Origin of the sequence: Pantoea sp. WMus005, from assembly GCF_013415305.1 — a bacterium.
In the GTDB taxonomy this organism is placed as follows: domain Bacteria; phylum Pseudomonadota; class Gammaproteobacteria; order Enterobacterales; family Enterobacteriaceae; genus Pantoea; species Pantoea rara.
The window spans coordinates 166071-179529 of record NZ_JACBXU010000001.1 but is presented as its reverse complement, the minus strand read 5'-3'; the positions used below and the strand labels follow the sequence as shown (position 1 = coordinate 179529).

Below are 13459 nucleotides of genomic sequence, written 5' to 3'. Positions count from 1 at the left end.
TTATGTCCTCACGCAGAGAGTTGGCAAACGCGATTCGTGCACTGAGCATGGATGCAGTCCAGAAGGCAAATTCAGGCCACCCCGGTGCGCCGATGGGTATGGCCGATATCGCCGAAGTGTTGTGGCGCGACTTCCTCCAGCACAATCCGACCAATCCCGCATGGCTTGATCGTGACCGCTTTATCCTTTCCAACGGCCACGGCTCGATGCTGCTTTATAGCCTGCTGCATCTCAGCGGTTATGACCTGCCGATTGAAGAGCTGAAAAATTTCCGTCAGCTGCACTCTAAAACGCCGGGCCACCCGGAAATCGGCTACACGCCTGGCGTTGAAACCACCACCGGCCCGCTGGGTCAGGGACTGGCAAACGCCGTAGGTCTGGCGATTGCAGAACGCACGCTGGCCGCACAGTTTAACCGTCCGGACCATGAAATCGTCGATCACCACACCTATGTGTTTATGGGCGATGGCTGTCTGATGGAAGGGATCTCGCACGAAGTCTGTTCACTGGCGGGCACCCTGGGTCTTGGCAAACTGATCGGCTTCTACGACCATAACGGTATTTCAATCGATGGCGAGACCGAAGGCTGGTTTACCGACGACACTCACAAACGCTTTGAGTCCTATAACTGGCATGTGATTGGCGACATCGACGGGCATGACGCCGATGCAATTCGTCAGGCAATCAAGGAAGCGCAGAGCGTCACCGATAAGCCTTCACTGATCATCTGCCGCACCATTATCGGTTTCGGTTCCCCGAACAAAGCTGGTAAAGAAGAGTCGCACGGCGCGGCGCTGGGTGAGGCCGAAGTTGCCCTGACCCGTAAGCAGCTCGGCTGGAACTATCCGGCATTTGAAATCCCGGCTGACATCTATCAGCAGTGGGATGCCAAAGCAGCGGGTGCTGAACGTGAAAAAGCCTGGGACGCAAAATTTGCCGCTTATAAGGAAGCCCATCCAGAGCTGGCGAAAGAGTATGAGCGCCGCATGAATGGCGAAATGCCTGCCAACTGGGAAACCGAAGCGACCCGTTTCATTCAGGAGTTGCAGGCTAATCCGCAGAAAATCGCCAGCCGTAAAGCATCACAGAATTCGCTGGAAGCGTACGGCAAAATGCTGCCGGAATTCCTGGGCGGTTCTGCTGACCTGGCACCAAGTAACCTTACTATCTGGTCAGGCTCCAAATCGATCAAAGAGGACCCAGCCGGTAACTACATTCACTACGGCGTGCGTGAATTTGGTATGACGGCGATTGGTAACGGTATCGCGCACCACGGCGGTTTCGTTCCTTACACTGCGACCTTCCTGATGTTTGTCGAATATGCGCGTAACGCGGCGCGTATGGCGGCATTAATGAAGGCACGTCAGATTCTGGTCTACACCCATGACTCTATCGGTCTGGGCGAAGACGGTCCGACGCACCAGCCGGTTGAGCAGATTGCCAGCCTGCGTCTGACGCCAAACATGAGCGTATGGCGTCCTTGTGACCAGGTTGAAACCGCAGTGGCGTGGAAAGCCGCTGTCGAGCGCCATCACGGCCCGACCGCGCTGATCCTCTCCCGTCAGAATCTGCTGCAGCCGGAGCGTACCCCGGAGCAGATCGAAAACATCAAACGCGGCGGCTACGTGCTGAAGGATTGCGACGGTACACCAGACGTGATTCTGATCGCGACCGGTTCAGAAATTGAGATCACCCTGGGTGCAGCAGAGAAGCTCACTACGGGCGGTCACAAGGTGCGGGTGGTTTCACTGCCTTCAACTGACCTGTTCGATGCGCAGGATGCCGCTTACCGCGAATCTGTGCTGCCGAGTGGCGTGAAAGCGCGTGTGGCAGTCGAAGCGGGTATTGCTGACTACTGGTTCAAGTATGTCGGTCTGGATGGCGCGATTGTCGGCATGACGACCTTTGGTGAGTCAGCCCCGGCCAGTCAGCTGTTCGCCGAGTTTGGCTTCACGGTAGAGAATATCGTCAGCCACGCTGAAGCATTACTCAAGCCAGTTTAATGCCTCTGCCCTTCCCGGTTTACCGGGAAGGGCCATTTCATCCTATAGCCCGAAACAGAAAAATATCTTTATTCCCCTCTTCCCGCCCTGCGCAAACTCATTACTATAGAGCCGTCATACTTAATGCTGCCTGTGCACTGACTGTCCGTCTGTACCTGCTGTTGTTCCTGCCGGGATAAAGCGGTTCGCCGACCGGGTGTCTCCCCATGAGTGAAGGCAGATTTCTTCCGATATTTATAGCGAAGCCACTTCCGTTGAACATGCGCACCCCCTATTTACTGGCCCTGATGGTTTCACTGCTTCCTTTAAAAAGCATGGCGCAGGTCGCGCCCGATCCACTACTGGCCTCTCAGATTGTTGATCGCTATGCGGAACATATCTTTTATGGCAGCGGTGCAACCGGCATGGCGCTGGTGGCGATTGATGGCAATCAGCGGGTGTTCGCCAGCTTCGGTGAAACCCGTCCCGGTAACAATATCCGTCCGCAGAAAGATTCGCTGATTCGCATCGCCTCACTGAGTAAGCTGATGACCAGTGAAGTGATGGTGAAGATGGCTGAGCGCGGAAAAATTCGCCTCGACGATCCCCTGAGTAAATATGCGCCGCCGGGAGCACGTGTACCCACTTACAATGGACAGCCGATTCGCCTGATTAATCTCTCGACCCACACCAGCGGCCTGCCGCGCGAACAGCCTGGCGGCAAAGCGCAGCGTCCGGTGTTTGTCTGGCCGACGAAGAACGAACGCTGGGCGTGGCTGGCGCGCGCAAACCTTAAAGCGGCGCCAGGCAGCAGTGCCGCCTACTCCAACCTGGGCTACGATCTGCTGAGTGATGCGCTGTCACGCGCCGCTGGTACGCCCTACCCGGCGCTGTTTCAGCAGTTGATTACCCGTCCGCTCGGCATGAAAGACACCACCTTTACGCCATCGCCTGAGCAGTGCGGACGCCTGATGGTGGCGGAAAAAGGAGCCAGTCCGTGCAATAACACCCTGGCGGCCATTGGCAGCGGTGGTGTGTACTCCACGCCGGATGATATGGGCCGCTGGATGCAGCAGTTCCTTAACTCTTCAGTTAACCATCGCACGCCACAGATCGATCGGCTTCAGACACTGATTTATCGTCGCGATCAGCTGAACAAAGTAGAAGGCATGGACGTGCCAGGTAAAGCGGATGCGCTGGGCATGGGCTGGGTCTTTATGGGACCGAAAAATGGTCGCCCTGGCATCATTCAGAAAACCGGCGGCGGCGGCGGGTTCATCACCTATATGGCGATGGTGCCGCAGCATAACGTGGGGGTTTTTGTGGTGGTGACGCGCTCGCCGCTGACCCGCTTTACGCCAATGAGCGACGGCGTGAACAATATGCTGGCTGAACTGGTCGGTAACCAGCTTGGCTCACCGATGATGGTACAGGCCATTCCCTAACGCTGCTGTACGCTACCGTCAGACTGGCTGACCCACAGGGTTGGCCAGTCATCACTGCTGTGCCAGGCGTCACAGGTCGACTCTTCTGCATACTCTGCTAACACAAAACGTGTGCCATCAAACTGCCAGCGTGTCGCGCTGCCACAGTCACCCAGTCCCCGTCCTTTACCAAAGGTGTAAAGCTGGCCGCTGGCCGCATCATACTCGGCGTTAATCAGCTCAAGCTGTCGATCACTGGCACCCGGCGGTGTAAACGGCAGGGTTAAGGTGATGCCTCTCGCCACGTAAGGCTGGCTGCGCGTCACCTCAAACGCCAGGTCGATCACGTTATATGCCCCCATTTCACAACTCACCAGCAGCAACGCGCGCTGGTCGGTGAGGGGGGCAACGCTGACTTCCCGGCGTAGCGGATCGAGTGAGCAGGAATCGGTATTGACCCGCCAGGTTCCGTAATCAATGAGTCCGCTGGTCTCATCACGCGTTAGTGCCGCAGGCGGGGCAACCGCAGGTGGCAAGGGCGGCAGCGCAGGCGGCGGCGGAACGTCCCAGCTGGCACGGTCGCCACGCTTGATCCACGCGCTCAGGCTGTTGACCCGCCCCTGGGTGTCATCCATCAGCAACAGGGCAGCTTTCATGCCGCGCAGCGAGATCAGCGCATCAGGATCAAAGGTGAGCTGCAGGGTTTTCGCCTCCATCACCAGATCCAGGAACTCATCAATGGCGATGGCATTGCTGGTAGCGAGATGATGGGGTTCTACCGTCCAGTGTTTGAGGTCGGGTTTCAGGCGGCGCTGGTCGAGCAGCAGGTTATCCTGAAGCGGACCGCCAGGCAGCGCACCGCTGTAGGCACTACCGTAATCGATTCGCAGCAAGGGACGATCGTTGACGCCCGCATGGCGCGAAATCGTCATCACCAGCCCTTTGTCGCCGGGAATATTGCGCGCCACGCAAAAGGCTTCGTTATTGCAGGTGATTTGCCAGTCGTTGAATGACTTTTGCAACGGTTCCGCCTGAACACAGGCAACCCACAGAGACGGCAACAGCCACAGCGATTTCATCCAATACGACATTAAGAAGATCGATCCCCGAATACCCAGAGTGGAGAGGATAGCGCATCAACGGGTCTGCCAGGGTCCGCATTCTGTGAACCTGTGCAAAAAGCGCCGTTAACTGCTTAAAAATCGTGCATAAAGTGGATAAAGCCTCACCCATCCCCTTTCAACACTGTCGCGCGGCAACAGGTTTTACAGCACGTTTTTCTATGGCTTCAGCCAGCCAGCAATCTGCGCATGCTGTAGCAGCATAATGGTTTTGCCGTCGCGAATGCGGCCATCAGCAACCATCGCCAGTGCATCAGGGAAACGCAGCTCCAGCACGTCGATTGACTCATCTTCGACACCCCCGCCTGCGTTGTCACGCAGCGATTCATTATATTCGGCCGCGAAAAAGTGGATCAGTTCGGTTACGCCGCCCGGCGACATATAGCAGGCATAGAGTTTTTCCACCTCGCCCACCGCATACCCGGTCTCTTCAATCGCCTCTTTGCGGATGCAATCTTCCGGGGAGTCGTTGTCCAGCAGTCCCGCACAGGCTTCGATTAACATGCCACCGTCGTTACCGTTGACGTAAGTAGCAATACGGAACTGGCGAGTCAGTACGACGCTGTTCTTTTCACGGTTATAAAGCAGGATGGTCGCCCCGTTTCCGCGATCGTAGACTTCGCGTTTATGGCGAATAACCTCGCCACGGCGATCGGTGATGTCATAGGTGTAGTTACGCAGCACAAACCAGTTTTCAGACAGGAGTTTATCTTTGATGATATTGATCTTAAACGACATGAAGACTCCGCTACCGCATAAAGGGAGTCGTTCATCATAGGGGTAAGCCGATGAGAAAACTATCCTAATTCGCACTCTGAAGTGTCGATTTCCGGCCAAAAAAAAGCCAGCCCGGAGGCTGGCCTGATCGCTACAGAACTTATTAGTGTGAGGTGTCGTCAGCCAGTCGGGTCGGCTGAGGTTCCTCTTCGTGATGATCCTGTTCGGTCTCAGCTATGGCATGCACACGCTTACGCACGCCAAACCATCCCAGCACCAGTAACAACGCAATCAGCGGAATGGAGGCGATGGTGTAAGTCCCATTCGGGTAGTCAAACGCCATCAGGACTAACACGCTGAACAGGAACAGCAGCGTCAGCCATGAGGTAAACGGTGCACCTGGCAGCTTGAAGCTGACATCATCCGCCTTACCTTCTTTAATCGCTTTGCGCAGACGCAGCTGGCAAACCACGATAAAGGCCCAGGAAGAGATGATGCCCAGCGAGGCAACGTTCAGTACGATCTCAAACACCTGAGAAGGCACATAGTAGTTAAGGACTACGCCAATCACATAAACGGCGATGGTCACCAGAATACCGGCATAAGGCACCTGCTGACCGTTCATCTTAGACATGAATTTCGGTGCAGAGCCGCCCATCGACATAGAGCGCAGAATACGTCCGGTCGAGTAGAGGCCGGAGTTCAGGCTGGAGAGCGCCGCGCTCAGAACGACGATGTTCATGATGCTGCCCACGTAAGGCACACCTAGCTTAGAGAAGAAGGTCACAAACGGACTTTGACCCGCCTGATAGGCGTTCCATGGCAGCAGCAGCACCAGCAGGACCACAGAGCCAACGTAGAACAGGCCGATACGCCAGATCACACTGTTGATCGCTTTCGGCAGCATGGTTTTCGGGTCTTTACATTCGCCGGCTGCCGTACCTACCAGTTCGATAGAGGCAAAGGCGAACACCACGCCCTGAATCAGCACCAGCGCCGGCAGTAAGCCGTGCGGGAACATACCACCGTTATCGGTGATCAGATGGAAGCCGGTGCTGTTGCCATCCAGTGGTTTGCCGGTGCCAAGGAACACCACGCCCACGACCAGGAAGATGACAATCGCCAGCACTTTCACCAGCGCGAACCAGAACTCCATCTCAGCAAACCACTTAACGCCGATCATGTTCATCGTGCCGACAATCGCCAGCGCGCCCAGGGCGAACACCCACTGTGGCACATCACCAAACGCGCCCCAGTAATGCATGTAAAGCGCAACGGCAGTAATGTCGACGATGCCGGTCATTGCCCAGTTAACGAAGTACATCCAGCCCGCCACGTAGGAGGCTTTCTCACCCAGGAATTCGCGGGCGTAGGAGACGAAACTGCCACTGCTGGGACGGTGTAAAACCAGTTCGCCCAGTGCACGCAGAATGAAGAAGGAGAAGATGCCACACACCAGATAGATGATGGCTAAGGCGGGGCCAGCAGCCTGCAAACGGCCACCTGCACCCAGGAACAAACCGGTGCCAATAGCACCGCCAATCGCAATCATCTGCACGTGACGGTTACCCATCGCTTTCTGGTAGCCAGCATCGTGAGAGTTCAGCCAGCGGCGTTTCGCAGCGCGCATCTCACTTGGGGTTTTCTTTTTAGATTTCATAGCATTCCTGTTTGTCCGGACCATCAGTCGTCGTCTCCCCAGTGCGAACGTAACGTCCTGCAAACTGGGGGATTTTCCTCTGTGCCTTTGCCCGTGAGTGAGTGCCGGGCAACGCGGGAATTTACGGCGATGAATCCTACCCGTTCTGCAAGAACGAAGCAAAATATACCGGGCAGATGCACAGGCTGATTTGTAAGAATCCATCCTGATGCACAAAAACAAAAAAACCGGCCATTTTCAGGCCGGTAAAAGCTACAGGGATGGAAACAGGCGGGTTGGGTTAGCGATAAATCTCTGCGGTGCCGCTCCACAGGCTGGAATCGCCTGGATTATCGACACCAATAACACGGTAATGGCTGGCGCCCATTTCTTCCGCTTTTTGCGACAACTGACGGTTAGCATCGTCCAGTGAGCCGCGAACGCCCGAGACCGACACGCTACCGATGCTCTGCATGCCCTGCGCCTGAGAGTGGTCGACGGGCGCGGCGGCGAAAGTCGTCAATGAGGCGGTAGACAGTAATGCACCCGCCAGTACAGCATTCAGCTTTTTCATTGGATGCTCCTTAATCTGAGAGGGGTTGAGCTGATGACTGAAGGGATTATTAACGCTGCAATGAAAAGCAACATCGGGACGATGTAAAACTGTCCCTTTTTTAACCGTAAAACGGTAGCGCATCCTGGGAAATGTCAGTCGCGGTCATTTTGTGTGCGATGTGTTACGTCCTGTGCGATAAACAGGAGCGGGATCATTTGCGTTACGTTACTGCGCTCTTATAATTCCCGCACTCAGAACAGGGCCATTCATGTGATCGTAAAACGTTCAGTTACTCAAAGCATCGCCCAGGCGCTCAGCGCCATTGTCCTGCTGTCACTGCTCACGACCGGCCTGGCCTTAGTCACGCTGCTTAGCAGTCAGCGCGACGCAGAGGCGATCAATCTGGCGGGTTCACTGCGCATGCAGAGTTATCGCATGGCCTGGGATGCCAGCCGTCAGCCGCAAAACCTGGCGCATCATCTGGCGCGCTATCAGCAAACGCTGGATGCGCCGGTGCTGCAAAAACTGGATCGGCCCTGGGTACCGCGCGAAGTAAGCGTTCGCTACCAGCGGCTGCGCGCCGCCTGGCCTGCCCTGCAGCAGCAGTTACAACAGGGCGATACCGTGGCGTATCAGCAGCAGGTGCCGATTTACGTCGGTGAAATCGATCGCTTTGTTCTGGGTCTGCAACGCTATACCGAACTGAAAATGCATCTGGTTGCCGTCAGCAGCCTGGTGGGTGTCATTGCGATTGTGGCGCTGGCGCTGGCGCTGATGACCATTCGCTTTACCCGACTGAAGGTCGTGCGGCCACTGAACGCGCTGGTCACGGCCAGTCGCTACGTCGAGAGCGGCAATTTTGCTTTTCCGCCGCTGCACGTTGAGCAGCAGAATGAGCTGCGCGTGATGTCGCACGCCTTTAGCGGCATGGCGGCCCGTCTGCATTCGCACTACCAGCTGCTGGAAAGCACGGTACGCGAGAAAACAGAAGATTTAACCCAGGCAAATCGCACGCTGTCGTTGCTTTATGACAGCTCACAGATGCTGACCGCCAGCCCGCTGCATCCGGCGCTGTTTGAAGCGGTACTGAGCAATGTACTGACGCGCGAAAAGCTGACGGCGATCCGGCTCGACAGCGACCATTTTCAGTTCCATGCAGGTGATGAAAAGGCAGCCGGGGAGTGGCAACGCCAGCCGTTGCAGCAGGATGAGCAGCAGATGGGTGAACTACGCTGGCAGACGACGGGCGCCTCCCGGCCGGATGAGATGATGCGCAGTCTGGCGGCGATGCTGGGACGTGCGCTCTGGATCTGGCAGGCGCAGCAGCAGTATCAACAGATGCTGCTGATTGAAGAGCGCACCACTATCGCCCGGGAATTACATGATTCACTGGCGCAGTCGCTCTCTTTTCTACGCATTCAACTGACGCTGTTACGCCGCACCGTGGATAAAGAGGACATCGCCGCCCACGCCATTATCGCTGACTTCGATCAGGCGCTGGCCGATGCCTACCGCCAGCTGCGTGAACTGCTGACCACCTTCCGTCTGACCATTGAGCAGGCGGATCTGGTGGCGGCGATGCAGGCGATGATCGCCTCACTGCGGGAAAAGAGTGGCGCAGAGATACAGTTTACCTATCAGACCGGTCTGCAGAGTCTGGAGGCGCAACAGCAGGTGCATGTGTTGCAGATCGCCCGTGAGGCGCTGCTGAATGCGATTCGTCACGCCAGCGCGCAGGTTATCCGCGTAGATTATCAGCACAGTGAACAAGGTGAGCACTTACTGACGATTACGGATGACGGCACAGGCATCAACAGTACCGACGAACCGCCGGGTCATTACGGCCTGACCATTATGGCTGAACGCGCCCAGCGCCTGAGTGGCAACCTGACTATTCATGCACAGCAACGGGGTACCCGGGTGGAGCTGCGCTTTCCACCACAACCGACACGGCAGCTGGCGTAATTTACCATTCAATTAATTAACACACTCTATCGGCAGCAGACAGCAGGCTATTCCAGGCACGGGGAAGCACCAGCAAGCACCAGGCTCTGCCCCACCGCAATCTGAACCGATAAAACGGAGAAAATATGCAACAGTCGGCATTAACATTGATGATAGTGGATGATCACCCGCTGATGCGGCGCGGCGTACGTCAGCTGCTGGCGCTGGATCCCCGGCTGGACGTCATCGCCGAGGCCAGCAACGGCACCGAAGCGCTGGCGGAAGCCCGCCGTCAGGAACCTGACATCATTCTGCTCGACCTGAATATGAAAGGCATGTCCGGACTGGATACGCTGAAGGCACTGCGCCACGAAGGGATCAGCTCACGCATTCTGGTGTTAACCGTCTCCGACGCCCGCAGTGATATTTTCGCCATGGCAGATGCCGGTGCTGATGGCTATCTGCTTAAAGACAGCGAGCCGGAGACCCTGCTGGGACATATCCTGCAGGCATCGCGCGGCGAGAAAGTCTTCAGTGAGGGCGTCGCCAGTTATCTGGACAATCGTCAGCATAGCGCCGATCCCCTGCGTCAGCTCACTGATCGCGAGCGGGATGTGTTGCAGGAGGTGGCACGCGGCCTGTCGAACAAAGAGATCGCCGCCATTCTGCATATCTCAGAAGAGACAGTGAAAGTGCATATCCGCAACCTGCTGCGTAAGCTGGATGTCCGCTCGCGCGTTGCCGCCACCGTGATGTGGCTTGAAAGCCGCAAATAGCCAACGAATTTACATTTTCTCCTCATTTTCTCCACGATTTCCCCCGCTGCCGCACGTAAAGTGAAAGGCGGCGGAGAATCGTGGCAAAGCCCCTCCGATTTTTCTGCCTGTGCGCCCGTTGCCGGTGGGCCTGACCGATAATAATAAGTTCTGAGGAGTGTCGATTTAATGTCGAATTTCTTTATCGACCGCCCCATCTTTGCCTGGGTGCTGGCGATTCTGCTGTGCCTGTGTGGCACACTTTCGATTATTTCGCTGCCTGTTGAGCAGTACCCCGATCTGGCTCCCCCCAATGTGCGTATCACTGCTAACTATCCCGGCGCATCCGCCGAAACGCTGGAAAACACCGTTACTCAGGTGATCGAGCAGAACATGACCGGCATCGATAACTTGATGTACATGTCCTCGAACAGCAGCAACACCGGTCAGGCGCAAATCACCCTTACCTTTACTGCCGGGACCAATCCCGACGAAGCCCGCCAGCAGGTTCAGAACCAGTTGCAGTCCGCACTGCGCAAATTGCCACAGGCGGTGCAGTCTCAAGGCGTGACGGTGAATAAGACCGGTGACAGCAATATTCTGATGGTGGCTTTCGTCTCCACCGACGGCAGCATGGATAAGCAGGATATTTCAGACTATGTCGCCAGTAATATTCAGGACCCGCTGAGCCGTATTGATGGCGTCGGCCAGGTTGATGCTTACGGTTCGCAATATGCGATGCGCATCTGGCTCGATCCCAACAAACTGATCGCCTACGCGCTGACTACCGACGATGTCGTTAGTGCGATCCAGTCGCAGAATACCCAGGTTGCCGTGGGTCAGGTCGGTGGCCTGCCATCGGTGCAGAAACAGGCGCTGAATGCCACGGTTAACGCCCAGTCGATGCTGCAGACCCCCGAGCAGTTCCGGGCCATTACCCTGAAGAACAATCCTGATGGTTCTGTGGTGACGCTGGGCGATGTCGCCACCGTGGCGCTGGGGGCAGAGAAGTATGATTATCTGAGCCGGTACAACGGCCAGCCCGCGTCAGGTCTGGGTGTGAAGCTCGCCTCCGGTGCCAATGAGATGAACACCGACAAGCTGGTGCGGGCGCGCATTGAAGAACTGTCGCACTACTTCCCGCACGGCCTGGAAGCGAAAATCGCTTATGAAACCTCACCGTTCGTTAAAGCGTCGATCACCGATGTGGTAAAGACGCTGCTGGAGGCGATCGTGCTGGTGTTTGGCGTGATGTATCTGTTTATGCAGAACTTCCGCGCCACCCTGATTCCGACCATCGCGGTGCCGGTGGTCCTGTTCGGCACCTTCAGCGTGCTCTATGCCTTTGGGTTCAGCATCAATACCCTGACCATGTTTGCCATGGTGCTGGCGATAGGCCTGCTGGTGGATGATGCCATCGTAGTGGTGGAAAACGTCGAACGCATCATGCATGAAGAAGGGCTCTCGCCGCGCGCCGCGACGCGAAAATCGATGGGCCAGATTCAGGGCGCGCTGGTGGGTATTGCGCTGGTACTCTCCGCGGTGTTTGTGCCGATGGCATTTTTCGGCGGTACCGTCGGCGCCATTTACCGTCAGTTCTCCATCACCATTGTCTCGGCGATGGTGCTGTCAGTGCTGGTGGCGATGATCCTGACGCCGGCACTGTGTGCCACGCTGCTAAAACCGGCGAAAACAGGCGAGGAGCATGAGCGGCGCGGCTTCTTCGGCTGGTTCAACCGTCACTTTAATCATAACGCTGACCGCTACGAGCGTGGCGTCGCGGGCATCCTGCGGACGGGAGGTCGATGGCTGCTGCTCTATCTCGGTATTATCGGTCTGATGGCGTTCCTGTTTCTGCGTCTGCCGACGTCATTTCTGCCGCAGGAAGATCGCGGTGTATTTCTGACGCAGGTTCAGCTTCCGGCAGGTGCAACGCTTGAGCAGACAGCCAGCGTAGTCGCGAAAGTCGAAAATTATTATCTCACCGAGGAGAAGGCCAACGTGCTGTCGGTTTTCTCCACCATCGGCGCAGGTCCGGGCGGCAATGGCCAGAACGTGGCACGTCTGTTTGTGCGGCTGAAAGACTGGGAAGCGCGGCCCGGTTCCGATCGCACCTCGTTCGCGATTATCGATCGCGCAACGAAAGCATTTCAGAAGATTACAGAGGGCCGGGTGATTGCCAGCAGTCCGCCTGCCATCACCGGTATGGGCAGCAGCTCCGGCTTTGACATGGAACTGCAGGATCACGCCGGTATCGGTCATACCCAACTGATGGCAATGCGCGACAGGCTGCTGGAGATGGCGGGCAACGATAAGTCACTATCACGGGTCCGGCATAATGGACTGGATGACAGCCCGCAACTGCAGATCGATGTGGATGCACGCAAAGCCCAGGCGCTGGGCGTATCGCTGGATACCATCAACGACACCCTGACCACGGCCTGGGGCTCCACCTATGTGAACGACTTCCTGGATCGTGGTCGGGTGAAAAAGGTCTATGTGCAGGCCGCCGCCGAATTCCGCATGCTGCCAGACGACGTCAACAAATGGTATGTGCGCAACAGCAGCGGCAAAATGGTGCCCTTCTCCGCCTTTGCCACCAGCCGCTGGGAAACCGGTTCGCCCCGTCTAGAACGCTATAACGGCTATTCATCGCTGGAGATTGTTGGCGAAGCGGCCAATGGCGTCAGCAGCGGCACAGCGATGGATGAGATGGAAAAGCTGGTGAATGCCCTGCCGCTGGGCGTCGGGTTCCAGTGGACCGGTGCTTCTTATCAGGAGCGGCTCTCCGGTTCGCAGGCACCGGCGCTCTATGTGATTTCGCTGCTGGTGGTGTTCCTCTGTCTGGCCGCGCTGTATGAGAGCTGGTCGATCCCGTTCTCGGTGATGCTGGTGGTGCCGCTCGGCGTGGTGGGCGCGCTGATTGCGACCTGGATGCGCGGGCTGGAAAATGATGTCTACTTCCAGGTTGGCCTGCTGACGGTGGTCGGCCTGTCGGCCAAAAACGCCATCCTGATTGTGGAATTTGCTAACGAGATTAACAGCCGGGGACGCGAGCTGGTGGAGTCAACGCTGGCGGCGTCGCGTCAGCGTCTGCGGCCGATTCTGATGACCTCGCTGGCCTTTATCTTCGGGGTTCTGCCAATGGCAATCAGCAGCGGCGCAGGTTCCGGCAGTCAGCACGCGGTGGGCACCGGTGTGATGGGCGGAATGATCTCCGCCACACTGCTGGCGATCTTTTTTGTGCCTCTGTTCTTTGTGCTGGTCCGCCGTCGCTTCCCGCTTAAAGAGAAGCCGCACGACTAGAGACAAATAAAAAGC

At 56.8% G+C, this 13459-nt stretch carries 9 protein-coding genes; 5 read left to right on the top strand and 4 right to left on the bottom strand.

The genetic code is table 11. The features are described from left to right. The first annotated feature begins 2 nt into the window (after positions 1 to 2). Both tkt and ampH read left to right on the top strand, forming a co-directional pair. On the top strand, positions 3 to 2003 hold the full coding sequence (gene tkt, locus HZZ01_RS00795; RefSeq protein ID WP_179895099.1) for a transketolase: 2001 nt from the start codon (positions 3 to 5) through the stop codon (positions 2001 to 2003). 260 nt (positions 2004 to 2263) lie between these two features. Beyond that, positions 2264 to 3427 carry a D-alanyl-D-alanine-carboxypeptidase/endopeptidase AmpH gene (gene ampH, locus HZZ01_RS00790; RefSeq protein WP_179895098.1) on the top strand — a complete coding sequence of 388 codons (1164 nt, stop codon included), beginning with the start codon at positions 2264 to 2266 and terminating at the stop codon, positions 3425 to 3427. Here ampH and HZZ01_RS00785 read toward each other — a convergent pair. The 4 genes from HZZ01_RS00785 to HZZ01_RS00770 form a co-directional block, all read right to left on the bottom strand. Continuing rightward, a complete protein-coding gene (locus HZZ01_RS00785) occupies positions 3424 to 4497 on the bottom strand; it encodes a DUF1176 domain-containing protein (protein ID WP_179895097.1) in 1074 nt (357 codons plus the stop codon). The genes ampH and HZZ01_RS00785 overlap by 4 nt on opposite strands. A gap of 189 nt (positions 4498 to 4686) precedes the next feature. Next, positions 4687 to 5265 (bottom strand): GDP-mannose pyrophosphatase NudK, encoded by a 579-nt coding sequence (nudK, locus tag HZZ01_RS00780; RefSeq protein ID WP_179895096.1) that lies wholly within the window; start codon positions 5263 to 5265, stop codon positions 4687 to 4689. 142 nt (positions 5266 to 5407) lie between these two features. Beyond that, positions 5408 to 6904 (bottom strand): L-asparagine permease, encoded by a 1497-nt coding sequence (ansP, locus tag HZZ01_RS00775; RefSeq protein ID WP_179895095.1) that lies wholly within the window; start codon positions 6902 to 6904, stop codon positions 5408 to 5410. Between the two features lie 280 nt (positions 6905 to 7184). Further along, positions 7185 to 7457, bottom strand: a complete 273-nt coding sequence (locus HZZ01_RS00770; protein ID WP_179895094.1) for a YdgH/BhsA/McbA-like domain containing protein — start codon at positions 7455 to 7457, stop codon at positions 7185 to 7187. Between the two features lie 252 nt (positions 7458 to 7709). Here HZZ01_RS00770 and narQ point away from each other — a divergent pair, with 252 nt between their 5' ends. The 3 genes from narQ (at position 7710) to acrD (ending at position 13444) form a co-directional block, all read left to right on the top strand. Beyond that, positions 7710 to 9404 carry a nitrate/nitrite two-component system sensor histidine kinase NarQ gene (narQ, locus tag HZZ01_RS00765; protein ID WP_179895093.1) on the top strand — a complete coding sequence of 565 codons (1695 nt, stop codon included), beginning with the start codon at positions 7710 to 7712 and terminating at the stop codon, positions 9402 to 9404. Between the two features lie 125 nt (positions 9405 to 9529). Next, positions 9530 to 10159 carry a response regulator gene (locus HZZ01_RS00760; RefSeq protein ID WP_179895092.1) on the top strand — a complete coding sequence of 210 codons (630 nt, stop codon included), beginning with the start codon at positions 9530 to 9532 and terminating at the stop codon, positions 10157 to 10159. Positions 10160 to 10327: 168 nt separating this feature from the next. Next, entirely contained in the window at positions 10328 to 13444 is a 3117-nt protein-coding gene (acrD, locus tag HZZ01_RS00755; RefSeq protein WP_179895091.1) for a multidrug efflux RND transporter permease AcrD, read from the top strand. Positions 13445 to 13459: the final 15 nt, after the last annotated feature.